Source organism: Methylobacterium sp. Leaf88, assembly GCF_001422795.1.
Lineage (GTDB): Bacteria > Pseudomonadota > Alphaproteobacteria > Rhizobiales > Beijerinckiaceae > Methylobacterium.
The window spans coordinates 25877-51278 of sequence record NZ_LMMK01000049.1 but is presented as its reverse complement, the minus strand read 5'-3'; the positions used below and the strand labels follow the sequence as shown (position 1 = coordinate 51278).

The following is a 25402-nucleotide window of genomic DNA, read 5'->3' as shown; positions in this document are numbered from 1 at the left end:
GGCGTTGAAACCGGCGTAGAAGCCGGTCCAGGTGAACACCGGCACCGGCACGAACACCGGGGGGGCCGCGCGGCGCGGAAGGTCGGCGGCAGAGGCGGCACCGGCGAGAAGGGCCGTGGCGGCGCTGGCGAGGATGAGGGTCTTGATCATGTCTGGTCTACCGGGGGAAAGCTGCCGCGCACTCTCGGTGCGGTGTGAAGAGACCTTACCGACAGGGCAGGTCTGGCCACTAGTGCAGACGCGCAACACCTAGATCAGAATGATGAAGCTCGGATTGGTCAAAGAATGCGTTAGGGTTTTACTTACCATAATATTGGCGGCGGCTTTAACGCCCGGCCCGGCTCTTGGTTCCCGGAAAAACGGCCCGCGGGCCGTTAAGCCGCGGGCCGTGCGTGGGCGTCGTGCGATCCGAGGATCCCTCGGGGCGGATCTGCCGTTCGGGGAACGGCGCAGACCCGCCGTCCTCGCGGACGGAGTCCCGCGCCTAGGGGCTCGATGTCGCGAGGGCGGGCAGGTCCGCCCCGGCCTCGATCTCGGCCGCCGAGGGCAGGCGCCCGAGGCCGAGCAGATGCAGGAAGGCGGTGAAGGCCTTGTTGCGGCCGATGCTGCAGGCGGCGGTCACCCGATCGCCCTTGACGTAGTAGGCAATGAAATCGAGGGCGGCGGGGTCGCCCTGCAGGACGATCCGGTCGAAACCCTTGGCATAGCCGCCGTAATCGAGCCGCTTGTCGCCCTGGTTGCTCCAGAAGAACGGCACGCCCGTGAACGCGCCACCCCGGCCGAGGATGGCATGGGCCACATGCGTGCCGTGTTGCTGCGCGAGGCGCCAATGCTCGATCCGCGCGGTCTCGCCGCTCGCCGTCTCCGGGAACGCGGCGATGTCGCCCGCGATCCAGACGCCCTCCGCGAGCTTGAGGTCGCCGCCGACCGTGAGGCCGCCATCCTCGTCGGGGGTGACGCCCCCGATCAGGCCGGTCTCCGGCCTGGCGCCCGCGCCGACGAGGACGATGTCGGCCGGAAGGCGTCGTCCGTCCTCCGTCTCGACCGCTTCGACGCGGTCGGTGCCGGTGATCCTGGCGACGGAGCCGGTCTCGAAGGTGACGCCGTTGCCGGCATGGTACCGCTTCAGCGCCGCGCCCACCGCCTCGCCGAAGCGCTTGGCGAAGGGGATGTCCTCGCGCGCCAGCACGGTGACGGACAGCCCGCGCTTGGTGAGAAACGCGGCGGCCTCCAGGCCGATGAACCCGGCGCCCACGACGACGACGGATTTGGCCTCGCCCGCCGCCTCGCTCACCCGGACCGCGTCGTCGAGGCTGCGCAGGGTGAAGACCCCGCCGAGGTCCTTGCCGGGGAAGTCCGGCATCACCGCCCGGCTCCCGGTAGCGACCAGGATCGCGTCGGCCTCAAAGGTCCGGCCATCCGCCAGGGTGACGGCGCGCCGGGCGGGATCGACCCCGGTGACGTCCCCGGTGACACGCTCGACCCTGTTGGCCTGCGCGAAGTCGGGCTCGATCAGCACCTTCTCCGGCGGGGTCGGCTTGGCCAGGAACTGCTTCGAGAGCTTGGTCCGGTCGTAGGGCGGGTGGGCCTCGCGGCCGACCAGGGTGATGTGGCCGTCATAGCCTTCGCGGCGCAGGGTCTTCACGCAGGCGACGGCCGCCGCGCCCGCGCCCACGATGAGCACGCGCGCCACGGGCGTGTGCGCCGTCTGCATCGGCGCCGGCTCCGGCGTCAGGGTCGCGACAGCGTCGGACCCCTCGATGCGGACGGGGTAGCGCGTCAGGGACTCGAGGGCCGGCGGCTCCTCCAGGCTCCCGTCGGCCAGCGCGAAGGCGGCCTTGTGCCAGGGGCAGTAGAGGTGTCCGCCGCAGATCTCGCCCTTGGCGAGCGGCGCCCCGAGATGCGGGCACTTGGCCTGGAACGCCCGCACGCCGGAGGCGTCGCGCACGAACAGCACCTTCTCGTCCCCGGCCGCGCCCTCCGTCATGCCTCCCATCGGGATCGCGTCGAGGGCGAGGCGGATCTCGGTTCCGGGCATGGCTGGCGTCTCTCCTGGCAGGCGTCGTCGCGCCCGGCCGGACAAGTCGCCGAACCCGTTCCGGTTGCAGCGTGCGACATCGCGGGCTTGGGCTGCGTCGGCCGGCGCGTCGCCCGTCACGCCGCGCGGGGCCGGACCGGGCGTGGACCCCGCGAAGAGATCGCGGCCAGGGGATCGCGGCCAGGGGATCGCGGCCATCGGGGCGAACGCGATCCGGCCGATCTGTCCGGGTCTCCGACCGGCGCGTCCCGCCGAGCGGCGCTTCCGGACGCCGCTCGGCGGGGCCTCAGATCGGCTTGAGAAACTTGCACTTCCCCCCTTGGGCCCAGGGACCCTGCACCCGTGCCTCGGCGCAGAACGCGTCGACCGCGCGGGTCACACCGGGGAAGCGGCCTCCCAGGCTGTCGTAATCGTCGGCGATGAGGAGGCCGCCCGGGCGCAGGACCGGCCACCAGGCCCGGAGATCCGCCGCCACGGAGGCCTCCTCGTGACCCGCGTCGAGATGGATGACATCCGCGGTCACGCCGCGCAGGCGCAACAGTTCGGCGGCGTTCACCGAGTCCAGCGGAAGGGGCAGGACCCGGTCCGCGAGCCCCTCGCGCAGCACGTTGGCCAGGAAGGTGCGGTACAGGCTCGGGTAGCCGTGCTCGGTGGCGAGTTCGGCGAACAGGTCCGCGTCGGCCCAGTGGTCGACGGCACCGAGCCAGGTATCGACCGCGATGACGGTCCCGTCGACGCCGTGCGCCGCCAGGGATCGGGCCAGGTGCAGGGTGCTGGCGCCCTTCCAGGCGCCGATCTCCACGACCACCTCGGGGCGGAACGCCCTGACGGCGTCGTCGAGATAGGGGTGGACGCTGCGCCAGCCCTGGAGATCCAGGGGACGCAGGGTGGCCGGCGGGTTCGCGAAGGGATCGCGGCCGTGCCAGAGGGCCTCGAGGAGGGCGCGGCGGGTCGTCGGGGGACGGCTCATGGTGTCGGCTCGCGCTGCGGGTCGCGCCCGCCCGGGGATCGGGTGCGTCTGGGGACGTCAGTCATGGGCGGCGCGGTGCGCATGCGCGTAGAGCTCCTCGCAGCGCGTCAGCCAGCGATCGCGGGTGAACAGGCGCAGGACCCGCGCGTGCGGGACCGTGCGCGGAATCGCGAGGGCCTCGCCGATCGCCCGGGCGAGGGCCGGCCCGTCGTCCGGCGGCGCGAGATGTCCGGCCTCGCCGACCACCTCCGCGGCCGCCCCCCTGGCAAGGCCCGCCACCGGCACGCCGCAGGCCATCGCCTCGATGGCCACGAGGCCGAAGGGCTCGTCCCAGCAGGGCGTGAACAGGAAGACGGAGGCGCGGCCGATCTCGTCCGCCAGGGCCTCGCCGGAGAGATGGCCGCCGTAGCGGATCGCCCCGCCGAGCTGCGGGGCGATCTGCGCCTCCCAGTAGGCCCGGTCCTCGATCGGGCCGAAGAGGGTGAGGGGAAGACCGGCCTGCCGGGCTGCCGCGACGGCGCAATGCGTGCCCTTGATGGGTGCGATGCGCCCGGACCAGACGGCGCCGCCGTCGCCCCGGTCCCGAAAGGGCCAGGCCGCGGGATCGACGCCGTTGTGGAGCACGGACACCTCCGGCGGCGCGCCCTCGGGCCACCAGGTTCCGCGCTGGGCCTCCGAGGTCACGGTGATCCGGTGCCCGGGCACGAGGCTGTCCGCCACGAACCAGCGCAGGGCGTCGTAGGGCGGCACGTGCAGCGACGTGACGGTGGGCACCTCCGCGAGACGCCGGCGCTCCAGGGGCAGGCGGCTCAGGGAATTGTTGTGCAGCACGTCGAAGCCCCCGGCCGCGATCCGGTCGCAGGCGGCGGCGTATCCGCCATCCACGTGGGCCTTGAGCCCGGCATCGCCCCGATGTTCCAGGCCCGGGAAGCTGCGCTCGTGGTGGACCGGGATCACCGGATCGACGGGGAAGCGCGGGTCGCTGTCCCCGGCGGCGAAGAGGACGACCTCGTGTCCCCGCGCCGTCAACCCGTCGGCCAGCGCCCAGCACTGGGCCTCCATGCCGCCCGCGAAGGGCCGCGCCACCGGATGGCGCAGATGGGCGAGGAGCGCGATCCTCACGCCGTCGCCGCCGCGGCGGCCGCCTGGGCCTCGAGGTGGCGGATGACGGAGGCCGAATTGCTGTAGGGCTGGTGGCTCTGCTGGCCGGTGAGCGCGAAGTCGCCGGCCTCCGGGCGACGCAGGATGCGGATCGGCCGGTCGGGGGTGTCGTCGATCAGCCCCATCACCTTGAAGGCGTAGAGCCAGTGGCCCATCGTGCGGTAGCCCCACTTGGCCTCGAACAGCTCGGCGTTGCGCACCACGCTGTCGAGGTGGTGGACCGGCGGCATGTGATGGGGATGGTACTGGTGATAGGCCAGCCCGCCCTTCATCCAGGCGATGGGGATGCCGGCCTGGTCGAGGACCTTGCCGAAATCGGTGTCCTCGCCGCCATAGCCGGTGTAGCGCTCGTCGAAGCCGCCCGTGGCCAGGAAGGTGGCGCGCCGGATGGCGAAGTTCAGGGACCAGAAGCAGCGGTAATCCGGGCAGATCTCGAGACCGGAGGCCGGGGGACCGCGGCGGTCGGAATGGCGCTCGGCGACCTTCGCGAAGTCCTCGCAGGTCCAGTCCCCCGCGGTGGCGCGCTCGGGCAGGTGGAGGACCTCGCCCATCAGCAGGCCGTCGAGTGCGTCGAGGCCGCGCGCGTAGTCGGCCACGAGGTCGGGGGCCGGGATGCAGTCGACGTCGAGGAAGACGACGGCGTCGCCGCCGGCCGCCGCCACCCCGCGGTTCCGCGCCGCCGCCAGCGGCAAGTCGGTGCCCGGCACCCGGATCTGGCGGACCGGGAAGGCGACCTCGGGCAGGTCGTAGGGCGCGTCCTGCATCACCGCCACGATGAACTCGGCGGGGACCTGCGTCTGGCGCTCCAGGCCGAGGAGCACGTTGCGCAGGTGCGCCGGCCGTCCCTTGGCCAGGGTCACGACGGAAACGGTGGACATGGGGCGGTCTGGCTCCGGGGGGTTCGAGCGCGGGGGAAGCGGGTGGTCAGCCGGCGGCGGCGACCGTGCGGGCGGCGGGCGTGAGGGGGACGGGCTCCGCCGCGCCGTGCCAGAGTTCGTCGGTCAGGCCCTCGAGCCAGCCCGCGGCGCGGGCGGCGGCGTCCGGCGCGTAGAGGCTGCGCAGGGGGGCGGTGTCGAGGGCGCGGGCCCGGGCGAGGAGGTCGCGCCAGCCCTGGAGATCGCCGGGCCAGACGGGGGCCTGGACGGCGGCGCCGAGGCGGACCAGGGCCTCGGCCTTGCGGGTCTGCTCGCCGAAATAGCGCCATTCGGGCATCACGATCAGGCGTCCGCCCACGCGGGCGACCTCGTGGACGGTGTTGTCGCCGGCGGAGGCCACCACGATGTCGGCGGCGGCGAGGTAGTCGGTCACCGAGGGCACCCAGCCGAGTTCGCGCAGGTTGGAAAAATCGGTCTCGTGGCCCTCGCGATGGGTCGGCCCCAGGGTCAGCCACAGGGCCTCGGGGGCGGCCCGGGCGGCCACCGTCAGGGGCGCGTAGGGCGTGCCGCTGCCCCCGCCCCCGGTCACCGCGACGACGATCTCGCGGTCCGGGTCGAGGCCGAGCCGCTCACGGGCCTCGGCCCGATCCGGCACCCGGTCGACGCTGGTGCAGAGGCCGCCGCTGTAGAAGGTCTTGGCCCGCAGGGCGGCCGGGTAGTCGTCCTGCTCCAGGCGGGCGTCGAAGGGGGCCAGCATGCCGACGCAGGCCTCGTAGGCGCCCACATGGCCGATGTCGGCGCGGTCGCCATGCATCCGGATCTGCACCGCCGGCACGCTGGCGATGCGCGCCAGCAGCGCGATCTCCGCCGAGACGTCGACCACGAACAGGCCGACGTCGCGCTCGTCGAGATGGTCGAGGATGCGCCGCATGGTCCGGCGCATCGGGGTGAGGCCCAGCGGCACGCAGTGCATGACCTGGGGCGTCGGCTCCGCGTAGAGGCGCGGCGTCGGCACCTCGGCGCCGATCATGTCGGGCAGCGGCACGATCTCGATGTCGCGGGAGAACCCGTCGAAGAGCTGCGGGCCCGCGGTGAGCACGGAGACGGGCCGGTCCCGGGCGAACGCGGCGGCCACCGCCATCGTGCGGTTGGCGTGGCCCCGTCCCTGGTGATGGACGAAGAACGCAATGGGTTTCGTCATGGCTGTCGGGTTCGCGATCCGTCAGGAGAACAGGGCGTCGGGCTTCAGGGCGGCGGCGATCTCGGGAACCCCCGGCCGGCGCAGGACCCGGATCGCGGGGGCGTCGTCGGCCCAGTCGATCAGCCCGGCGTCCCGGAACTGGCCGAGCCAGTAGGTCATGCACCAGCGCCCGTGCGTGTTCCGGAAGCGGGCGGCGTTGGCCAGGATGGCGTCGAAGTGCTGCAGCGGCGGCACGTGGACGGGATGATGCTGGTGGTAGGCCCGGGCGCCCCCGACCCAGTAGGTCGGCAGCCCGGAGGCGGCCAGGCGCGCGGCGAGGTCCGTCTCCTCGCCGCCATAGCCGCGATAGGCCTCGTCCATGCCGCCGACGGCGCGCCAGGACCGGGCCGGGAGCGCGAAGGACAGCCCCCAGAGCTGGCCGGGATCGGCCTCCCGGCGCAAGGCGTCCGGCGGGATCGCGGGGCGGGCCGGATGGGCCCGGCCGAGCCGGGCGAGGGCCGCTTCGTCGGCGGCCGCCTCCGGGCTCAGCCCCGTGGGCAGGTACAGGACCTCGCCGAGGAACAGGCCGTCGGTTTCCCGGGCCGCATGCCGGTAGGCCTCCACGACGGTGGGGGAGGGGATGCAGTCCACGTCGAGGAAGATCAGGAGATTGCCCGTGGCGGCCTCGGCCGCGCGGTTGCGGGCGGCGGCGAGGGGCATCGGTTCCCCCGCCACGTGGCGGTGGCGCACGGGACAGCCCGGATCCGGCAGGTCAGGCGCGCGGTCCGGCTGCATCCAGGCGATCACCAGTTCGCGCGGGCGCACGGACTGACGCGCCAGCCCGGCCATGAGGTTGCGCAGGCGGTCGGCCCGGCCGCGCACCAGGGTGAGGACGCTGGCGCCAGGATCGGCGGAGGGTCCGGCGGAGGACCCGGCGGACGGATCAGCCGGCATCGGCCAGCATCCGGCGGAAATGGCCGACGCCCTCGATGATGCCGCGGGCGTGCGAGGCCCGGGCCACGTAGGAGTGCTGCAGGGCGGCGTTGCTGGCGAGATCGTCGGAGTAGTTGGCCACGATGATCGCCTGCGCCTGGGCGCGCAGCATCTCGACGTCGTTGCCCGAATCGCCGGCCACGAACACGGCCCGCTCCGGCAGGCCGTAGAGGGCCCGGACATGGCCCACCGCCGTGCCCTTCGAGGCCGCCTCCGGCAGGACGTCGAGGTAGAGGCCGTGGCTGTGGATCACGTTCGCGGCGAGTCCCGCCCGCGCGAGGGCCGCGCGGACCCTCTGGGCGGTCGCCGCATCCCCGAAATAGCTGAGCTTGTGCCCGCGCTGCTCCAGGGGCCCCTGGGGCACCAGGCCGTCGAGATCGGAGAGCGCTGCGTGCACGCCCGCCCGGTCCCAGCCCGCCGACACGGTGGCGCGCCAGGCGGCATCGGCCGTGTAGGTCACGCCGTTGGGGTCGAGGTGGTAGATTTCCGATCCCACCGAGGTGATCATCACCTGCGGGCGCGGGCTGGCCTGCTGCTCCAGGATCGCCATGGCGCTGTGGAACGAGCGGCCGGTGGCGACTCCGAAGGCGAGGCCCGCCTGCCGGCTGCGCCAGCGCCGGAAGATGCCGAGGGCCGCCTCGCAGCCCACCAGCGTGTTGTCGATGTCGCAGACGAGGAGTTGCCGCGCATCCGCCAGCGGCGGGGTCGGGACGCACAGCGCCCGCAACAGGTCGTGGTAGCGCGCGGCGTGCCGGTCCCAGTCATAGGCGGCGGCCGCGCGGGCGCCCCCCGCCACGCAGCGGGCATAGAGGGTGGGATCGTCCAGGATGCGCAGGCACGCCGCCGCGATGGCGTCGGGGGTGCGCGGATCGACGAGGAGCCCGTTGCCGCAGGTCTCGACGATGTCGTTGGGGCCGCCGCTGTCGGTGGCCACCAGCGGCAGGCCCGCGGCCGAGGCCTCCAGGAGGGTCAGGCCGAAGGGCTCGTTGAGGGCGGGATTGACGAAGAGGCCGCCCCGCGTGCGGGCATAGGCGTAGAGGGCCGGAACGTCCTCCGGCCCGTGGGTCTTGGGGTAGGCCACCCGCCCGTAGAGGTCGTAGCGGTCGATCAGCACCAGGATCTCCCGCATGGTGCCGGCCATGTCGCCGTCGAGGGCGTCGATGTCCTCGCGGGTCCCGGCCATCAGGACGAGGTTGGCCCGCGCCTGCAGGGCGGGGCTCTCGCCGTAGGCCCGCACCAGGGCGCCGAGGTTCTTGCGCGCCACCGGGCGGGCGAGGGCCAGCAGCGCCGGCTTGCCCGGCTCGTGCAGGAAGCGGTCGATGGTGGCGTCCACGCGCGGCAGGGGTTCGGCCGCCGCGAACCGGGCCAGGTCGCTGCCCGGCGGCAGGACGCGGATGCGTCCCGGATCGTAGGCCGCATACCCGGCATACTGCACCTCCGCCTCGTCGCGGGAGGAGGCGACGACGAGACGCGCGCGCGCGAGTGCGCCCTCCTCGGCGGCGATGCGGCGGGCGAGATCAGGGCAGGCTTCGGCGCCGTGGCCGAGCATCGCGGCCTTGACCCGCCCGAGGGAATGGGCCGTGAACACGAAGGGAATGCCGAGGGCATCCTCAATGAGCGTCGCCACCGAAGCGGCATCGGCGTAGTGGGCGTGGATGAGGTCGGGCGGCTGAGGCTGCGCCGCGATCCAGCCCATGAGGTTGCGCGCGAAGCTGTCGACCTCCGCGTGCATCGCCTCCTTCACGCGGTAATCCGGTGACGCGCTCGGGAGCCGCACGAGCGTGACCTTGTCGGAGATGCGCTCTTCGGGCACGGCGTAATCCGGGCCGAGCGCGCCGTGAAACAGGCGCGTCGCGATCACGATCCGCGCGATCCCGGCATCCTGGGACGAGGCAGCCACCAGATCGAGCAGGTAGCGGATGTGGCCACCCGTATCGGCGGTGAGCCCGAACACGACCCCGCCGCCGCGCAGGCAGCCTTGCAGGGCGACATGCAAGACGAACATCAGGCCGCTTGCAGCTCAAGCGTCTTCCGACAAACAGAATTCAGGCAAAGAAACGTTACCAGGGAGGTACATACCGTGATTCGTGTCGCCCAAATCGCCCCCAACATATTCCCCGTTCCCCCTGAGCACCACGGCGGTACGGAGAGGGTCATACATGACCTCAGCACGGCACTGGTTAACCTAGGTGTGGAGGTAACGCTCTTCGCGCCTTCGGACAGTGCGACAGACTTGCCGCGCATCGGCGACCAGCCGAGTCTCGCGGCCCTGGAGCGGCGCCACGGGCGGGTCGCGCCGGGGGTCCCGGCAGCCCTGGACGCCCTGCAGCTGGAAGCGCTGCGCTGCCGGCTGGACCAGTTCGACATCGTGCATGGCCACGGGGAGTTCGCCCATGCGGCGCTCCTCGGCGCGCGCCGGCGCCACAGCCTCACGACGGTGCACTGGCGGGTGGACGAACTCGACCGGGCGCTCTTCTTCGCGGGCTTCCCCGACCTGCCGGTGGCGGCGATCTCGGCGGCGCAGGCGGCCGGCATCCCGCCGGCGAACCGGGCCGGGATCGTGCATCACGGCCTCGCGCGGGACCGCTACGCCCTGAGCCCGCAGCCCGGCCCGCACGTCGCCTTCGTGGGCCGGATGACCGACCAGAAGCGGCCGGACACCGCGATCCGGGTCGCGCGCGCCGCCGGCCTGCCGATCCGCCTCGGCGGCACGATCGATGTCGGCAATCCCGATTATTTCGAGCACCGGGTGCGCCCGCTCCTGGGGGCGGACGCCGTCTATCTCGGCCCCGTGGACGATGCCCGCAAGGCCGAGCTCCTGGGGAGCGCGCGGGCGCTCCTCTTCCCCATCGACTGGCCGGAGCCCTTCGGCCTGGTGATGATCGAGGCGATGGCCTGCGGCACGCCCGTGGTGGCCTGGAACCGCGGCTCCGTGCCGGAGATCGTCGAGGAGGGCGTGACCGGCTTCATCGTCGCCTCCGAGGCCGACGCGGTGGCGGCCCTGGCACGGATCGATCAGCTCGACCGGGCCCTGATCCGCCGGCGCTTCGAGGCGCGCTTCACCGCCGCGCGCATGGCGGCCGACTACCTCGCCCTCTACCAGCGCCTGCTGGCCGCCTGATGCGCGTCGCCCTCCTCGCCTGGGACTACCCGCCGGCCCCGAGCGGCCTCTCGACGGCGGCCCGCGAGATCGCCGAGAGCCTCGCCGAGGGCGGCGCCGACGTCACGGTCTTCAGCCTCGACCGGACGGGGCGCGAGCGCCGCGGCGGCGTCACGGTGGCGGGCTTCGCCCTGCCGCCCGGCGGTGGGCTGGCGCGCCTGCGCCGCTGGGGGGCGGCGGGGCACCTCGCCGCGCCGCTCGCCTTCCGGCGCGCCGTCCTGGCGGCCCATGCCCGCCAGCCCTTCGACGTCGCGGAAGCCACGAACTGGTACGCCCCCGGCGCCCTGCTGGCCGGGCGCCGGGATCTCCCGCTGGTCACGCGCAGCTCGACGCCCGCGGCCTTCACCCGGGACGCCCCCGAAACCCTGCGCGACCGCCTCGACGGGTGGGCCGCCGACGCCCTGGAGCGCGCCCAGGCCCGGGGCAGCGCCGGGCTCATCGCCAACACCGCCGCGCACGGGGCGGTGATCGCCCGGGCCTACGGCCTGTCCGGCCGGCAGCCGGAGGCGGTGATCGGCCTCAGCCTTCCGCCGGAGATCACGGCGGCGGCCCGCGGCGCCGCCTACCCGGACGCGACCGGGCCGGTGCGCCTGCTCTTCGTGGGCCGGGCGGAGGCGCGCAAGGGCTTCGACGCGCTCCTCGGCGCGGTCGCGATCCTGGCCGACGCGGCGGAGCGGGGCGCCGGTCCCGCCTTCCGCCTGGACCTGATCGGCGTGCCCCCGGAGGACCTGCCGGGGGACCTGCCCGAGGCGGCCCGCGCCCGCATCCACGCCCGCGGCCGGGTGCCGGCCGAGGCCCTGGCGCAGGCCTACGGGTCGTCCCACGCGGTGCTCGCCCCCTCGCGCTACGAGAGCTTCGGGCTCGTCTACCAGGAGGCCCTCGCCTATGGCCGGCCGGTGGTGGCCTGCGCCGAGGACGCCAGCGCCCGCGCCTTCGTGGGGGCGCCGGATGCGGGGCCCCTGGCGCGGGAGGCCACCGGCGCGGCCCTGGCAGAGGCCCTGCGCCCGCTGCTGGCCGATCCGGCGCTGCGCGGAGCCTACCGGAGCCGGGCGCTGGCGGCGTCCGGCCGCTTCACCCGGGCGGTCCTGGGGCGCGAGACGCTCGCCCTCTACGCCCGGGCCATCGCGGCGGCCCGGACCCGTCCGAAGCGGCGCGCGTCCGCGCCTCAGTCCCGGTAGGGGCGCAGCAAAGCGGCCTCTTCCTCGGGTCGCCCGTGCCCGGGCGCGAGGCGCTCGTAGTGCCGGGAGCGCGCCAGGACGTGGGCGCGGTCGAGATGGTGCTCGATCGCCCCGTGCAGGGCGATGAGGCTGCGCGGCCAGCCGCCGTCGAGCACCGGCCGCTCGTGCACGCGGCCGGCATAGCGCACGGACCGGCGGTTCAGGCGGTACTGGACGTCCGGGTAGACGTCCGAGCGGATGCCGTCGACGTGGTTCCGGCGCGCCAATCCGATCGAGACGACGTCCCCCGCTTCCGCCAGGGCCGCCAGGGCCGGCAGCCGCCGGCCGGCGTCCACGGCCAGGGTCTCGTCGGCGTCGAGCTGCAGCATCCAGGGATGGCGGGCGAGGTCCTGGAGGGCGTTGCGCTGGGCGGCGAAGTCCTGTCCCAGATCCCGCTCGCGATCCTGCCCCAGGGGCCGGGCCCCCACCCGCAGGGTCCCGCGCGGAAAGCCGGCGGCCGGCACCGCAGCGGCCGGTCGTGTCTCGGCATCGAGGAGGATCACGACGTCGTCGGTCCAGTCCGCATGGACCGCGAGCCCCGCCAGGACCGCCTCCAGCGCGGCGGGGCGGCAGAGCAGGCCGAGGGAGACGGGCCGCCCCGCCGCCCCGTCGAGCGCGTAGAGCGTTCCGCGCGCGGCGTGCCGGTCGTGGGGTCGGCGCAGGGCCGTATGCCCCGCCGCGTCGCAGGGCCGGACGCCGAGGGCGTGGCCGGTGGCGGCGCTACGCAGGGTGTAGAGGTCGAGGCCGTAGGGCGCGTCCGGGTCGGGGTCGAAGACCGGGCCGGCGAGCTGTTCGGCCAGGTGCGCCCGGCAGGCCGCCGGATCGGCCCCCGCCTCCAGCAGGAGGCCGCAGGCGCCGCAGGCGATCGGGAACGCCCTGACCCGCCCGTTCGGATAGGCGAGGTGACGGCGGCTCGGCCCAAGCATGTCGGCCGCGCAGACGAAGCATCGGCGCATCATCGGTCCCGGCCCTCGTTTCCCCTCGCCGCAGAAATCCCCCCGGCACCGCAAGGATCCGAACGGACCTTGCCGCGCCGGGCCGGCGCCATACCTCCGCTGCTTCGCGAACCCCTGCCGCAGTTGGACATCGAGGTCGACTCCCCGCGTATGCTCGACCTGTTCCCCTCCGCATCGGGACCCCTCGCCCTCGTCGGCAACGCCCCGGGGCTCGATGCCGCCGCCGCGATCGACGCGGCGCCCTGCGTCGTGCGCTTCAACAACGCGCCGGGCTTCGGCGGCCGCGCCGGCGCGCGGGTCACCCATCTCGCCCTGGTCAATCGGGGCGGGCAGATGCGCGAATGGCTCGCCGACCCCCGCTTCCTCGACCGCCCGGTGGTCCGGTGCGCGCAGGCCTTCATCCTGCCGTTCCCGATGCTGCCGGCGGAGCAGAACCGGCCCGAACCGGTGTGCTGGACCCGCGAGGCGATGGATTTGCTGGCCCCCCTGGGCAAGCCCGTCCACATCCTGCCCGAGGACCTCCACCGGGCGGCGCGGCTCCGTCTCGCCGCCGTCATGGCCGACGCCGGCACGGACGAACCCGGCACGGATGAATCCGGCCCGAGCGGGCGGCCGAACCCGAGCACCGGCTTCCTCGTGACGCTGGCCTTCCTCCTCGGCCGTCCCCTCCGGTGCGGCCCGGTCGAGGCGCACGGCTTCGGCTTCGACGGCTGGCCCGGGCATCCCTGGGCGGCGGAGCGGGCCTGGTTCCGGCAGGCCGAGGCGGCCGGGCAGCTCCGCCTCCATCCGTGCCGCCCGTGACCCTTTCGACCGGAATCAGGCCCCGCCAATGACGACTCTCATCACCGTCCTGAAGAGCGGCGGGCGCTACGATGCGGCCTGGGTCGAGCGCCTCGCCCGGGGCGTGCGCCGCCACGCTCCGGCCTTCGACCGGATCCTCTGCCTCACGGACCTTCCCCTCGCGGTGGCGGGCGTCGAGCGCGTGCCGCTCCGGCACGACTGGCCGGCCTGGTGGTCGAAGATGGAGGCCTTCCGCCCCGGGCTCACCGAGGGACCGACGCTGCTCTGCGACCTCGACACCGTCCTGACCGGGCCGGCGGACGCCCTGGCCGAGCCGGGCCTCGCCGCCATGGAGGATTACTTCCACAAGGGCCGCCTCTCCAGCGCCCTGCTGCGCTGGCAGGGCGGCGAACTGGATGCCCTCTACGCCGCCTTCGCGGCCGAGCCGGAGCGCTGGATGGCGCCCGGCTCCTGCGGGCCCGTGCCGAACGCCGTGCACGGGGACCAGGTCGTCATCGACCACCTGCTGCGCCGGGAGGGCCTGGCTCCGGATGTCCTCCAGCACCGCTATCCCGCCCTGCTCGATTTCTACGACCCCCGGCGGGCCGAGCATGGCCCGGTGGTCGTCTTCATCGGCGCGTCGAAGCCCGACACCGCCACCGGTCCGGTCCGGACGGCGTGGGCGCAGAGGGACGACGATGGCGCGCAGGGACGCGACCGCCGCTGACGGGGGGGCACCGCGCGTCCGCGCGACGGTGCCGGAACCGGGCCGCCGGCCGCGGCCGCGGCGTAGGTCCCGGCCGGCCTCGCCCCCGCCCGGGCCGCAGCCCTAGCCGACCACCAGGGTCAGGGTCCGGTCCGCGGGCCCGAGGTCCACCCGGCGGCCCCAGTCGAAGGCGATGAAGTCCTGCTCGATCCCGTCGGCGAAGACCACGCCGCCCTCGTTCATCCGTGACGTGACCGCCAGGGCGGCCCCGGCGAGCCGGCCCGCCCGAAGGGTCGTGCCGGTGGCCACGCTCGGAAACGGCTCGCGCACCCAGTAGCCCACCGCCGCTTCTTCCGCGCCGATCCCGACGGTGAGATGCGTCGCCTCGCCGATCGAGCGGGCCCAGCCGGTCAGGCCGGTGCCCGAGGCGACGATGAGGCCGCTCGACGACTGGTCCTCAGCGGTGCCGTCGACCGCGATGCGGTAGCGTGCGGATTGATGGCTGCGGTGGCCGACGAAGATCTCGTTCAGGGCCACGAGCCGCTGGCCGCCGTCGAGGGCGGCCTGCACCATGGTGCGCCGCTCCACCGGAGCCGCTCCCGCGGCGCTGGCCGGGAGCAGGGCGCGCAGGCCCGCCACCGCGACCCGCGCGAGGGCGCCGTCGTAGAGGTCGGGGGCCGGATTGACGCCGATCACCGGCTGCGCGCGCAGGTACTTCGCCACGTTGGCGACGAGGCCGTCCGGGCCCACCGTGACGACGACGTCCTCGGGGGCGAACAGGAAGCGGTCGAGGTCGACGCGCCGGGCCAGCGCCTGCCGCCAGTCCCCCGGCACCGCGGCCCGCGCCTGGCCGAGCACGGCGTGGAAGCGGGCGTGCCGGTCCTCGACCTCCGCGAGGCTCTGGCCGCGGCTCTCCAGGAAGAACCGGGCCTGGCCGCGGGTGGCGTGCCGGGCGAGCAGGGCCTCGTAATCGGTCTCTCGGACGACGAACACGGCGCGCGGGGTGATGACCGCCATGGCCCGTCCTCAGCGCAGCGGGCCGGGGGGAGCGACCGGCGGGGCCGCCCCGCGGAACGCGCCGAGGGCACTCGCCAGCAGGTCCGGCGTGACGTTGACGTGCTCGATGGTCTCGAGCTTGCCCGCGAGCTCGCGGGCGGCGAGACCCAGGAGCACGGCCGGCGGAAGGTCGCGGTAGATGGCGGCGCGGCGCTGCTCGGCCTCGGCCTGGGCGCCCTCCACGAGGCGGATGCGCTCGGCCTCCGCCGCCGCCTCCAGCCCGCTCGCCGCGGCGAGGCCCACCGCGCGGTCGCGGGCGTTCTCCGCCTCCCGCGCGATGAGCAGCGCCTCCTGGCGGGCCAGCTCCGTCCGCGTCTCCAGCTCGTTCTCCGCGATGGCCCGCTCCTTCTCCACCGCCAGGGCGCGCCGGGCGAAGGTCGCCGCATCCGCCTTCTGCTGCAGGGCCTCGAAGGTGGGCGTCTGCAGGGCGCGCTCCAGCTCGCTCGACGGCGCGAGGTTGGTGAGTCGCACCGAGACCACCGCGAGGCCGATCTCCGCCAGGGCCGGGGCCGCCCCCAGCGCGGCGTCGAGGCTCAGGCGCAGGGGCTCGGGCCCGGCATCGAGGAGCGCGCCCACCGGGCTGGCGCCGATCACCTCCAGGACGGCCTGGCCGGCGATGCCGCCGAGACGCGCCTCGATCCGCTCGATCGGTTCGCCCTGCGGCCGGCCGGTGCGAAGCCCGAGCGAGAAGTCGACGCGGCTGGCCAGCAGCTCCGGGTCGACGACGCGCCAGCCGATCGTCCCCTGCACCACCACGGTCTGGAAGTCCCGGCTGCGGCCGCGCACGAACAGGGTCATCTCCCGGTCGTCCATCGGCACCTCGCTGATGCTCGCGGTTTCCGGCCGGAACCAGAAGACGAGGCCCCGTCCGCTCTGCCGGATGCGACCGTTGCGGTAGCGGATGACGTGGCTGCTCGCCTCGCTTCTGAGCTGGGCGAGCGGACCGAGGTTGCGGATCGTAGCCATGGGACCCTCCTGTTGGGGGCGCGCTGGGATTCAGAGCGGCTTCTGGAAACGGTAGAGCTCGGCGGGACGGAACGACGTGCCGGCCTCGCGCGCGCCCGTGGGGGCGAGCCAGCCGCGGTCGAGCATCCGGCGGCGGAAGGCGGGCTTGTTGAGGGACGTGCCCAGGATCGCCTCGTGCACGTCCTGCAGCTGGCGCAGGGTGAAGGCCTCGGGCAGCAGCGCGAAGGCGACGTCGGAATAGTCGAGCTTTCCCCGCAGCCGCTGCACCGCCAAGGCGAGGATCGCGGCGTGGTCGAAGGCGAGGCGCAGCGGCGTCCTCCGGTCGGGGTCGCCCGGCGCGAAGGCCGCGACCGGCCCCCCCGCCTCGCCGGACCAGGGCACGTCGAGGAGCGCGGCCGACGGCCCCGCCGCCGCCGCCGCGCGCGCAAGCGCCGCCGCGAAGGCGGCCTCCGGCATCAGCGCGAGGTAGGCCACGGTGACGATGCGCATGCGCGGGTCCCGGTCGAGGGCGCCGAAGGTGTAGAGCTGCTCCCGGTGGGTCTCCGCCACCTCCGCCGGGGCGAAGCCCGCCTTGTCGCGCAGCACGCGCTCGGCCGCGCCGTCCAGGGTTTCGTCGAGGCGCACGAAGCTGCCGGGCAGCGCCCAGCGGCCGGCATGGGGATGCTGGGTCCGCTGCACCAAGAGCACGGCCGGACGGCCCGCGCGCAGCCCCATCAGGACGAGATCGACGGTGAGCGCCGGCCGCGCGAAGGCGGCGGGGTCGTAGGCGCGGAGAAAGTCGTCCTCGGTCACGGCGCAGCCTTATATCCAACTTGCATCTAACTAAGACGCGGGATGGATATAAGTCAAGCGCCCGATGCCGGGGCCGGGCGTGGCCGGCCGCACCGGGTCGCAACGTCGCCCCCGTGGTCGTCGGTCCCCTGGATCGGTTGGTCCCGGGCTGCCCGCGTCCGCTCGTGCCGGCGATCCGTCCGGAGGATCTTGTCTGCGCCCGCACCTTCGGCGGCCGCAGGTCTTGCCGGTTCGTGCTCCTGCCGGCCCGTACTCCTGCCAGCCCGTACTCCTGCCGACCCGTACTCTTGCCAGCCCCCACGGATTCGTGCGGATCTTGGCGGAGACGAGGAACGAGCCCCCGATCGCGCACGGGGCCAAACAGCCCCCAGGCTCCCTCCGACGGGACGGCGCCGGCCGCACCGTCGTCCGAGGAGGTCCGCGCGTCGAAAGGGAACGATCATGAGCCTGGATCGACCGGACGGCGCGGGACCGCGCCGCGTGCTCCTCCTGGGGGCGACCGGCACGATCGGGCGGGCCACCGCGCGGGCACTCGCGGCCCGCGGGCACGCGGTCGTCTGCCTCGTCCGGCGCCCGGCCGGCCCCGCGCCCCCGGCCGGTGCGGGGGACCCGCCCGGAGCGCCCCCGGGCGTCACCGAACGGATCGTGGACTTCACGGATCCCGCGTCGCTGGCGCGCGACGGGATCCGCGGCGAACCGTTCGACGTCCTGGTCTCGTGCCTCGCCTCGCGGACCGGACTGCCCGACGACGCCTGGGCGATCGATTACGGCGTGTCGGTGCGCGCCCTGCAGGCGAGCCGGGCGGCCGGCGTGACCCATGTGGTCCTGCTCTCGGCGATCTGCGTCCAGAAGCCGATCCTCGCCTTCCAGCAGGCCAAGCTGGCCTTCGAAGCGGTCCTGACCGCCTCGGGGCTCGACTACACGATCGTTCGGCCGACGGCCTTCTTCAAATCCCTCTCGGGGCAGGTGGAGCGCCTGAAGCGCGGCAAGCCGTTCCTGGTCTTCGGCGACGGAACCCTGACGGCCTGCAAGCCGATCAGCGACGGGGACCTGGGCCGCTACCTCGCCGATTGCCTCGATGACCCGGCGCGGCGCAATCGCGTGCTGCCGATCGGCGGACCGGGCGAGGCCATCACGCCCCTGGCGCAGGGCGAGCGCCTCTTCGCGCTGCTCGGGCGCGAGCCGCGTTTCCGGCACGTCCCGGTCGTCCTGCTCGACGGGATCGTCGCCGTCCTGGCGACCCTCGGGCGGTGGGTGCCGGGGCTGGCGGCCAAGGCCGAGCTCGCGCGGATCGGCCGCTACTACGCCACCGAGTCGATGCTCGTGCGCGACCCCGCGACCGGCCGATACGAGGCCGCCATGACCCCCTCGACGGGGTCGGAGACGCTGTTCGACTATTACGCCCAGCTGATCCGCGGCGAAGCGGTCGCCGAGCGCGGCGACCACGCGGTGTTCTGAGGCGTCGCGAATCCGCGGAGCGGGCCGACGCGCAGCGCCATCTCCCGCGGGGCAGGGTCCGTGGAGCGTCGGTGAGACGTGCCCGGATGGCCTCCGTGCGCCCGCGAACGACAGGGCGGTGCGGGGTCGCCCGGCGTTGCGGGCGCGCGGCCCGGAACCAGCACAGGCCGGCCCACTCTGTTGAAGAATAGTACCTTATCGTGGCATCGGCGTCGCGCAGCATAATGCAGGGACGCGTGGCGTCAGTCTCGCTAAGGCGGTCATCCATGCAAGACTGGTATATCTGGCATATCGTATCTGGCATACCAAAGGGCGGCGGGACGGGTCATATGCGTTGCAACGCAACAATCACTCGGGACCGCCCCACATGACCGTTCTGCTTCTCGTCGCTCTCGCCGGTGCCGCCAACGTGGCGCTCGTGGCCTTCATGGCCGACCGGCTGACTCCGCAGGACGCGGCCCCCGTCATCTCGGCGGGCGAGCTCGCCATCGTGAACGACAACGCCCCGGCTTCGGCGGTGAAGCTGGCCGCCTGACGGCCCCTCAGCCCCCTCGGACGTCCGAACCCATCGGCCCCGCCTCATCGAGGCGGGGCTTTTCCATGTCCGGGTCCGGCGCTGCCGCGGGCGCCGCGGATCAGCCGCCGAGGACGTCCACCTCGGCCCGGCCCACGGCGGCGGCCTGCTGCTGCGCGATCGCCCGGTCGGACCGGCGCTTGAGCGCGAAGCCCAGGCCGACGACGAGGGCGGCGCCGAGGGCGCCCATCGCGTGCGGGACGGCGCCCTGCAGGGTCGCGGGCAGCACCTCGACCATCTGCTGGTGAACCAGCCGGTCCGTGGCGATCATCTCGCCGGCCACCCAGCCCAGCAGCCCGCCGCCGAACCAGATCAGGATCGGGAACCGGTCGATCAGCCGGGTGATCAGGCTGGCGCCGACCACGAGGAGCGGCACCGACAGGGCGAGGCCGATGATGAAGAGTTCGTCGTGTCCCTTGGCGGCCCCCGCCACCGCCACGACGTTGTCGAAGCTCATGACGGCATCCGCCACCACGATGGTCCAGATCGCCTTGGGCAGGCTGGAATGCTCCTTGATGGCGCTCTCGTCCTCCTCCTCGCCGCAGACGAGCTTGACGGCGATGTGCAGCAGGATGAGGCCGCCGGCGACCTTCAGGAGCGGCACCGCCAGCAGTTGCGAGACGATGACGGCGAAGAGGATCCGCAGCAGGGCCGCCGCGAGGGCGCCCGCGAAGACGCCGATCCGCCGCTGCCGCTCGGGCAGGCCCCGGCAGGCCATGGCGATGACCACCGCGTTGTCGCCCGACAGGATGATGTCGATCCAGACGATCTGGAGGAGCGACAGCAGGAAGGAGGAGGTGAGGTAGGAATCCACGCGGAAGACGCCTCTGCTGCTCCGACACAGCGAAGCGATGGAGTACCCGGCAACGGGTCGGGATGGGGAAGGGACCGGCCCGCCCTCGCGGGACGGGCCGTCCCCGGACAGGACCTAGGGATTGGCTTCGACGGCGGAGCGGAGCACGGGCGTCCACCGTGCGACCTCGCGCTCGACGAGGGCCTGCAGGGCGGCCGGACCGGCTTCGGCCTCCTTGGGCACTGTACCACCCAATTCCAGGATGCGCTTGGTCGTGCCCGGATCCTTGAGCGCCGCGTCGAGGGCGGCCACGAGCCGGGCCCGGACCTCCGGCGGCAGGCCCTTGGGCGCGAACACCGCGTTCCAGGCGCTGACCTCGTAGCCGGGCAGGCCGGCCTCCTTCGTGGTCGGCACGTCGGGCAGGCTCGGGGAGCGCTCGGGCGTCGCGATGGCGTAGGCCTTGATCGTGCCGCCGGCGATCTGTGGCGCCACGTTGACGATCTGGTCCGTCATGAAGTCGACCTGGTCTGCCATCAGGTCGTTCAGCGCAGGCCCCGTGCCGCGATAGACGACGAGCGTCGGCTTGGCGCCGGTCAGCGCATCGAACAGCACGCCGGTGGAATGCGAGACGGAGCCGACGCCCGCATGGGCCTGGTTGATCGCCGGTCCGCGCGCCTTCAGGACCTCGACGAACCCCTTGAGGTCCTGGGCCGGGAAGCCCTTCTTGGCGACGATGACGATCGGCGTGCCGGCGGCGAGGCCGATCGGATCGAAGCTCTTGGCCGGATCGTATTTCAGGCCCTTGAACAGGGCCGGCGCGGCGCCGTGCGTGCCCATGTGGCCCATCATGATGGTGTAGCCGTCGGGCGCGGCCTGGGACGCGCGCGTGATGCCGGTGGTGCCGCCGGCGCCGGTGACGTTCTCGATGACGACCTGCTGGCCGAGCGCCCGCGACATCGGCTCGGCGACGATCCGCGCCACCACGTCGGTGGGCCCGCCGGCCGCGAAGGGCACCACCAGGGTGATCGGGCGCTGGGGGTAGGTGTCGGCCGCGGCGCCGAAGGCAGCGAGCGCCGACAGGAGGCCGATGGCGAGTGCCGTTCTCATGGTCCGCATCCTTCTCGTTGTGGGTTGTCGTGTCCGTCCCCGGAGGGCGCCCGGGCGCCCCCGCCGTCAGGCTTCCGTGAACACCGCGTCGCGGCCGCGCCGCAGCGACGGCAGCAGCGCCGCCGCCAGGATGGTGACGGCGACGAGGAACAGCACCGCGCAGACCGGGCGCTCGAGGAACACCAGGACGTCGCCCCGCGACAGGGTCAGGGCGCGGCGCAGGTATTCCTCCATCAGCTTGCCCAGCACGAAGCCGAGCAGCAGCGGCGCGGGCTCGAAGCCGAACTTGATCAGCCCGTATCCGAACACCCCGAAGGCCGCGATCAGCATGACGTCGGTGGGCAGCGCGTTGATGGAGTAGATGCCGATCGCGCAGAACATCAGGATCGCGGGGAACATCAGCCGGTAGGGCACCTGCAGCAGGCGCACCCAGAGGCCCACGAGCGGCAGGTTGATGACGAGCAGCATCAGGTTGCCGATCCACATCGACGCGATCATGCCCCAGAACAGGTTGGGGTTCTTGGTCATCACGCCGGGGCCCGGAACGATGCCGTGGATCGTCATGGCGCCGACCATCAGCGCCATCACGGCGTTCGGCGGGATGCCGAGGGTGAGGAGCGGGATGAAGGCCGTCTGCGCGCCGGCATTGTTGGCGCTCTCCGGGCCGGCGACCCCCTCGATGGCCCCGCGGCCGAAGCGGCTCGGATCGCGCGCGAGGCGCTTCTCCACCGTGTAGGCGGCGAAGGGGCCGAGCACGGCGCCGTTGCCGGGCAGGATGCCCAGGATCGCCCCGATCGCGGTCCCGCGCAGCGTCGCGGGCGCCGCCTGGCGCAGATCCGCGAGGCTGGGCAGGAGGCGGCCGATCCGGGCCCGGGCGATCTCGCGGGTCTCGGTCTGGTCGAGGTTGCGCAGGATCTCGGCCACCCCGAACAGGCCCATCGCCAGGACGGAGAAGTCGACGCCGTCGGTGAGGAACGCAAGGCCGAAGGTCATCCGCTCCTGGCCGGTCTCGAGGTCCGTGCCCACCGCGGCGAGCAGGACGCCCACGAGGATCATCGCCACGGCCTTGAGCACCGAGCCGTGCGCGAGGACGACCGCGAAGGCGAGCCCCATCACCATCAGGGCGAAGTACTCCGCCGGTCCGAAGATCAGCGCGAGGCGGGTCAGCGGCGCGCCGAGGGCCGCGATCAGCAGGGTGGCGACGGTGCCGGCGAAGAAGGAGCCGATGGCCGCGATGCCGAGCGCGACCCCGGCCCGGCCCTGGCGCGCCATCTGGTGGCCGTCGAGGGTGGTGACGACCGAGGTCGCCTCGCCGGGGATGTTCACCAGGATGGCGGTGGTGGAGCCGCCGTACTGCGCCCCGTAATAGATCCCCGCGAGCATGATGAGGGCGCCCACGGGATCGAGCCCGAAGGTGATCGGCAGGAGCATGGCGATGGTGGCGATCGGCCCGACGCCGGGCAGCACGCCGATCAGGGTGCCGACGAGGCAGCCCAGGAAGCAGAGCGTCACGTTCTGCAGGCTCAGGGCGACGGCGAAGCCGAGGCCGAGATTGGCGAGGAGATCCGTCACGTGCGCGCTCCCGATCAGGTCGTCATGGCGTGCGGGGCGACGTCGGTCCGGGTCCGGCGGGTGGCGCGGCGTTCCAGGGCGAGCAGGCCGAGGCCCGCCAGGGCGAGGGCGCCGGCCGCGAGCCGCAGCAGCATCCGCGACGGAATCCGGCCGCTCGCCGCCTCGATGACGGCGGTGGGGAAGATGGGGATGGGCAGGTTCAGGAGGTCCCCGAACAGCAGCATGCAGCCGGCGGTGAGGAGCAGGGCCAGGATCAGGAGTTCGCGGAAGCGCGCCTCCGGTGTGGCGTAGCCCCCGACGATCACCGCCAGCGGGCCCGCGACGATGAGGCCGAGGCCCGGGCCGGCGACGGGGCCGAGGGCGAAGGGCCGGATCGTGACCGCGAAGGCAAGGATGGCCAGCACGACGACGAGGGGGCCGCGCAGGCCGAAGGTCTGGAGGCCCGCCCCCGCGCGGACCAGGCCCGTCGCGGCGAGCACGCCGCCGCAGAGGGCGACGCCGATCGCCACCCAGTGCGGCAGCATGCCCGGTCCCATGGCGCCGAGGGTGCCCCGCGGCAGGTCGCTCGCGGCCCAGACGCCGAACATCCCGAGCAGGACCAGCACGAGGCCGGCCACGAAGCTCTGCGGCGCGCGGACCACGGACCCCGCCCGCCGCGCACCGTCGGATGCGTCGCTCATCGTTTCTCCCCTACGAGCCCCGCCTTCGTGTCTCGGGCGGGTGGCACGGCGATCGTCGGATGTCCGTTCGTCCCCCGGACCGTGGCCGGGAGGACGCCCGCGGCGGTCGGCGCGTCCCCTGACGCTGGACGCTGCGCCCTGAAGGAGCGGGGTCGCCCGAGATGGTTCCGATAAGAACCTATGCCGTAAATCCAAGTCTCCACAAGAGCCCGTGACGGCGTCATCAACCGATTCGAAGGTCTCGTCGCATGAGACCTGATTACGTTGCCGGCCTCCTTTTAATCCTTCGCCGATGACGGATCCTGTCCGGGTGGGCTGTGCTGCGGGGCGACCGCGTTCCGGCATGAGGATCGGGCCGGTGACGCGCCGAACGTTAAGAGCGCCCTAATGGTTCGGACCGGGACCGAGGCCGCCCCCGGGCCGCTCCCGGCCCAAGCCGAAAAGGCCCGCCAAACAAGAATAAAAACCTGTCTTATAATAGATAGCTATTATATTTACAGGAAGGATCGTGCTTGGTATCCAGGGGTCGGACGAACGATTGTGCCAGGGCCGACGGATCGGGGCTCGGGCGACCGGTCGTCCGAAGGCAAAGCGGCTCCAGACCGCCCCTGAAAACCAGCAGTGCCGCCATGCGCGTGGCCAAAGGGAGGATGCGATGAGCTTGGCGACAGGCTTGCCCTCGAACGTCACGGGGCCGCTGCTCGAGGTCGACGGCGTCACGCTGCAGTACAAGACCCCCGACCACCTCGTCACGGCGACCTACCGGGTCGGCTTCCAGGTCTTCCCGAGCGACCGGTTCGTCCTGCTCGGACCCTCGGGCTGCGGGAAATCCACCCTCCTGAAGTCGGTGGGCGGCTACATGGCGCCGACGGAGGGCCAGATCCGCCTGAAGGGCCAGGCCATCACCGAGCCCGGCCCGGACCGGATGATGGTGTTCCAGGAATTCGACCAGCTGCTGCCCTGGAAGACCGTCCGCCAGAACGTCGCCTTCGCCCTCGAGGCCTCGGGGCGCCTGTCGGGCCGGGCCGCCGACGAACGGGCCATGCACTATATCGACAAGGTCAACCTCTCGGCCTTCGCCGACAGCTATCCGCACATGCTGTCGGGCGGCATGAAGCAGCGGGTGGCCATCGCCCGCGGCATGGCGATGGAGCCCGACATCCTGCTCATGGACGAGCCCTTCGCGGCCCTGGACGCGCTCACCCGCCGGCGGATGCAGGACGAACTCCTGGCCCTGTGGGAGGAGACGCGCTTCACGGTGCTGTTCGTCACGCACTCGATTCCGGAGGCGATCAAGATCGGCTCGCGCATCCTGCTGCTCTCGCCGCATCCCGGCGAGGTCAAGGCCGAGCTCAACACGGCCGGCTCGCCGCAGGAGACCCTGCTCCTGGAGCAGCGCATCCATCGGATGCTGTTTTCCGAAGAGATCAAGGAGGCGGAGAATGTCTAGGACCGCGAAGGCGCTCGTGTCACCCGTCCTCCTCCGGCCCGCCCGTCCCGAGATCGTCCGCGAGACCGGCGGCGCCTATGGGGGCGCCGTCGTCGAGAAGCCGCTCTCGGCCGTCGAGCGCCTCTACAACCAGGGTTGGCTGCGCAAGCTCGTGATCCTGGCGGTGCTGGCCCTGATCTGGGAGGCCTACGGGCGCTACCTCGACAACGACCTCCTGTTCCCGACCTTCTCCGCCACCGTGACGGCCTTCGCCCGGGGCGTGGCGGACGGCACCCTGGTGCTGCGGGCCTGGGGCTCGATCAAGGTCCTGCTGATCGGCTACGGCCTCGGGATCCTGCTGGCGACCCTGCTCACCGGCATCGCGATCAGCTCGCGCATCGGCACCGACTTCCTCGAGACGATGACGTCGATGTTCAATCCCCTGCCGGCCATCGCGCTTCTGCCCCTGGCGCTGATCTGGTTCGGGCTGGGCAACGGCAGCCTGATCTTCGTGCTGGTCCATTCGGTGACCTGGGCCATCGCCCTCAACACCCATTCGGGCTTCCTCTCGGTCAGCCGGACCCTGAAGATGGTCGGGCGCAACTACGGCCTGCGCGGCAGCCGGCTGATCACCAAGATCCTGATCCCGGCGGCCTTCCCCAGCATCCTCACCGGCCTCAAGGTCGGCTGGGCCTTCGCCTGGCGCACCCTGATCGCGGCGGAGCTCGTCTTCGGCGTCAGCTCGGGCTCGGGGGGGCTGGGCTGGTTCATCTTCGAGAACAAGAACATGCTCGACATCCCCAACGTCTTCGCGGGGCTCTTGACGGTGATCCTCATCGGCCTCTGCGTCGAGAACCTGATCTTCCAGACCATCGAGCGCCACACCCTGCAGCGTTGGGGCATGCAGGCCTGAGGTGGGTCAGCCCGAAGGGCCTCCGC

Annotated in this window: 23 protein-coding genes; 8 read left to right on the top strand and 15 right to left on the bottom strand. The window is 73.0% G+C overall.

Annotation, left to right across the window (positions count from 1 at the left end):
- Positions 1-484: 484 nt before the first annotated feature.
- The 7 genes from ASF20_RS19370 to ASF20_RS19340 form a co-directional block, all read right to left on the bottom strand.
- Positions 485-2038: an FAD-dependent oxidoreductase gene (locus ASF20_RS19370; RefSeq protein ID WP_056277070.1), complete on the bottom strand. Its 1554-nt coding sequence runs from the start codon at positions 2036-2038 to the stop codon at positions 485-487.
- 286 nt (positions 2039-2324) lie between these two features.
- On the bottom strand, positions 2325-3008 hold the full coding sequence (locus tag ASF20_RS19365; RefSeq protein ID WP_056277067.1) for a class I SAM-dependent methyltransferase: 684 nt from the start codon (positions 3006-3008) through the stop codon (positions 2325-2327).
- Between the two features lie 57 nt (positions 3009-3065).
- Positions 3066-4130, bottom strand: a complete 1065-nt coding sequence (locus ASF20_RS19360; RefSeq protein WP_056277065.1) for a glycosyltransferase — start codon at positions 4128-4130, stop codon at positions 3066-3068.
- Positions 4127-5047 carry a galactosyltransferase-related protein gene (locus tag ASF20_RS19355; RefSeq protein WP_056277062.1) on the bottom strand — a complete coding sequence of 307 codons (921 nt, stop codon included), beginning with the start codon at positions 5045-5047 and terminating at the stop codon, positions 4127-4129. Before ASF20_RS19355 ends, ASF20_RS19360 begins: the two co-directional genes overlap by 4 nt.
- A gap of 46 nt (positions 5048-5093) precedes the next feature.
- Positions 5094-6245: a glycosyltransferase gene (locus tag ASF20_RS19350; RefSeq protein WP_056277059.1), complete on the bottom strand. Its 1152-nt coding sequence runs from the start codon at positions 6243-6245 to the stop codon at positions 5094-5096.
- Between the two features lie 21 nt (positions 6246-6266).
- Complete coding sequence (locus tag ASF20_RS19345) at positions 6267-7178, bottom strand: galactosyltransferase-related protein (protein WP_056277056.1); 912 nt, start codon at positions 7176-7178, stop codon at positions 6267-6269.
- Positions 7168-9222, bottom strand: a complete 2055-nt coding sequence (locus ASF20_RS19340; protein ID WP_056277053.1) for an HAD-IIB family hydrolase — start codon at positions 9220-9222, stop codon at positions 7168-7170. Before ASF20_RS19340 ends, ASF20_RS19345 begins: the two co-directional genes overlap by 11 nt.
- Before the next feature lie 75 nt (positions 9223-9297).
- Between ASF20_RS19340 and ASF20_RS19335 the strand changes: the two genes are divergently transcribed.
- Both ASF20_RS19335 and ASF20_RS19330 read left to right on the top strand, forming a co-directional pair.
- Positions 9298-10338 carry a glycosyltransferase family 4 protein gene (locus ASF20_RS19335; protein ID WP_056277051.1) on the top strand — a complete coding sequence of 347 codons (1041 nt, stop codon included), beginning with the start codon at positions 9298-9300 and terminating at the stop codon, positions 10336-10338.
- Positions 10338-11555: a glycosyltransferase family 4 protein gene (locus ASF20_RS19330; protein WP_056277048.1), complete on the top strand. Its 1218-nt coding sequence runs from the start codon at positions 10338-10340 to the stop codon at positions 11553-11555. Before ASF20_RS19335 ends, ASF20_RS19330 begins: the two co-directional genes overlap by 1 nt.
- On the opposite strand, the gene ASF20_RS19325 is transcribed toward ASF20_RS19330, so the two are convergent.
- Positions 11543-12550 (bottom strand): hypothetical protein, encoded by a 1008-nt coding sequence (locus ASF20_RS19325; protein WP_056277085.1) that lies wholly within the window; start codon positions 12548-12550, stop codon positions 11543-11545. The two genes, ASF20_RS19330 and ASF20_RS19325, sit on opposite strands and share 13 nt — an antisense overlap.
- 150 nt (positions 12551-12700) lie before the next feature.
- Here ASF20_RS19325 and ASF20_RS19320 point away from each other — a divergent pair, with 150 nt between their 5' ends.
- Together ASF20_RS19320 and ASF20_RS19315 are read left to right on the top strand one after the other, a co-directional pair.
- Positions 12701-13351, top strand: coding sequence for a hypothetical protein (locus ASF20_RS19320; protein ID WP_156648137.1), 651 nt, complete (start codon positions 12701-12703; stop codon positions 13349-13351).
- A 28-nt stretch (positions 13352-13379) separates the two neighbouring features.
- Positions 13380-14057: a hypothetical protein gene (locus ASF20_RS19315; protein ID WP_056277046.1), complete on the top strand. Its 678-nt coding sequence runs from the start codon at positions 13380-13382 to the stop codon at positions 14055-14057.
- 102 nt (positions 14058-14159) lie between these two features.
- Here the strand turns inward: ASF20_RS19315 and ASF20_RS19310 are convergent, their stop codons facing one another.
- Genes ASF20_RS19310 through ASF20_RS19300 form a run of 3 tightly spaced genes read right to left on the bottom strand, consistent with a single transcriptional unit; the run spans position 14160 to position 16850 of the window.
- The gene (locus ASF20_RS19310) at positions 14160-15053 is read right to left on the bottom strand and encodes an NAD(+)/NADH kinase (protein ID WP_056277043.1); all 894 of its coding nucleotides are present in this window, start codon (positions 15051-15053) and stop codon (positions 14160-14162) included.
- Between the two features lie 9 nt (positions 15054-15062).
- Positions 15063-16058: an SPFH domain-containing protein gene (locus ASF20_RS19305; RefSeq protein ID WP_056277039.1), complete on the bottom strand. Its 996-nt coding sequence runs from the start codon at positions 16056-16058 to the stop codon at positions 15063-15065.
- A 30-nt stretch (positions 16059-16088) separates the two neighbouring features.
- Positions 16089-16850, bottom strand: coding sequence for an NUDIX domain-containing protein (locus ASF20_RS19300; protein ID WP_056277036.1), 762 nt, complete (start codon positions 16848-16850; stop codon positions 16089-16091).
- A gap of 441 nt (positions 16851-17291) precedes the next feature.
- Here ASF20_RS19300 and ASF20_RS19295 point away from each other — a divergent pair, with 441 nt between their 5' ends.
- A complete protein-coding gene (locus ASF20_RS19295) occupies positions 17292-18308 on the top strand; it encodes an NAD(P)H-binding protein (protein WP_056277034.1) in 1017 nt (338 codons plus the stop codon).
- A 367-nt stretch (positions 18309-18675) separates the two neighbouring features.
- Positions 18676-18843, top strand: a complete 168-nt coding sequence (locus ASF20_RS24690) for a hypothetical protein (RefSeq protein WP_200917676.1) — start codon at positions 18676-18678, stop codon at positions 18841-18843.
- A gap of 100 nt (positions 18844-18943) precedes the next feature.
- On the opposite strand, the gene ASF20_RS19290 is transcribed toward ASF20_RS24690, so the two are convergent.
- The 4 genes from ASF20_RS19290 to ASF20_RS19275 all read right to left on the bottom strand — a co-directional run bounded on the left by ASF20_RS19290 (position 18944) and on the right by ASF20_RS19275 (position 23034).
- Entirely contained in the window at positions 18944-19696 is a 753-nt protein-coding gene (locus ASF20_RS19290; protein ID WP_056216287.1) for a TerC family protein, read from the bottom strand.
- Between the two features lie 114 nt (positions 19697-19810).
- The gene (locus tag ASF20_RS19285; RefSeq protein ID WP_082501458.1) at positions 19811-20782 is read right to left on the bottom strand and encodes a tripartite tricarboxylate transporter substrate-binding protein; all 972 of its coding nucleotides are present in this window, start codon (positions 20780-20782) and stop codon (positions 19811-19813) included.
- A 66-nt stretch (positions 20783-20848) separates the two neighbouring features.
- On the bottom strand, positions 20849-22354 hold the full coding sequence (locus ASF20_RS19280) for a tripartite tricarboxylate transporter permease (protein ID WP_056277031.1): 1506 nt from the start codon (positions 22352-22354) through the stop codon (positions 20849-20851).
- Between the two features lie 14 nt (positions 22355-22368).
- A complete protein-coding gene (locus ASF20_RS19275; protein WP_056277028.1) occupies positions 22369-23034 on the bottom strand; it encodes a tripartite tricarboxylate transporter TctB family protein in 666 nt (221 codons plus the stop codon).
- 655 nt (positions 23035-23689) lie between these two features.
- Between ASF20_RS19275 and ASF20_RS19270 the strand changes: the two genes are divergently transcribed.
- A complete protein-coding gene (locus tag ASF20_RS19270; protein WP_056216294.1) occupies positions 23690-24484 on the top strand; it encodes an ABC transporter ATP-binding protein in 795 nt (264 codons plus the stop codon).
- Positions 24477-25376, top strand: coding sequence for an ABC transporter permease (locus tag ASF20_RS19265; protein WP_056216296.1), 900 nt, complete (start codon positions 24477-24479; stop codon positions 25374-25376). The genes ASF20_RS19270 and ASF20_RS19265 overlap by 8 nt, the downstream gene beginning before the upstream one ends.
- Positions 25377-25402: the final 26 nt, after the last annotated feature.